1 protein-coding gene is annotated in these 854 nt (G+C 48.9%); it reads right to left on the minus strand.

All coding sequences use genetic code 11. The features are described 5' to 3' along the window. Positions 1-854: VCBS domain-containing protein (locus tag G3R49_RS19920; RefSeq protein ID WP_210147297.1), on the minus strand; the 854-nt coding region annotated here is incomplete at both ends.

Here is an 854-nt window from a genome sequence, read left to right on the forward strand (position 1 = left end):
AATCACCGTTTGTGAATTGTCAGCTGTGTAGATCCAGTGGCCTAAATTATTGATAGAAAGCGTGCCGAACTGCCCTTGTAAGCTTTCTGCTTGGAATTGCTGTTGACCCGCATCGAGATCGGTGATGCTTAAATTGCCGTCTGCTCGAAGCAACCCTTGACGAACATCTTTATCTTCGGTGAGGTTTGCGGTGCTAGTACCGCCAATAACCGCCTTATCATCAGTACCGTTAATAGTGACGGTAATTTGCTGCTCAGTGCCATCAATGGAGTGAACAACCAGCGTATCGGTGAACGACTCGCCAGTTTTAAGTCCTTGAATCGCGCTTTGTGAGTTATCCGCGGTATAAATCCAGTGGCCGAGATCGTCGATGCTTAGCGTACCGAATTGGCCTTGCAGAGTTTCAGCAGTGAACTGGGCTTGGCTGTTGTCGGCATCGGTCACACTTAGCGCCCCATCGATGCGAAGTTGGCCTGAATGAACATCTTTGTCTTCGGTAAGAGTCGCAGTGCTCGTTCCTGCAATTACTGCTCTATCGTCCGTACCGTTGATGGTGACAGTAATTTTCTGCTCAGTGCCATCTACGGTGCGAACTTTCAGTGTATCGGTGAGTGACTCACCGGTTTTGAGCCCCTGAATCGCAGCTTGTGAATTATCCGCAGTATAGGTCCAGTGACCGAGGTCATTGATACTCAGCGTACCAAATTGGCCTTGTAGACTTTCAGCAGTGAACTGTTGCTGACCTGCATCGGGATCGGTGATGCTTAAATTGCCGTCTGCTCGAAGCAACCCTTGATGAACATCTTTATCTTCGGTGAGGTTTGCAGTACTAGTTCCGCCAATCACGGCCTTAT

It is taken from the genome of Shewanella sp. WXL01 (genome assembly GCF_012263345.1).
GTDB classification, from domain to species: Bacteria; Pseudomonadota; Gammaproteobacteria; order Enterobacterales; family Shewanellaceae; genus Shewanella; species Shewanella maritima.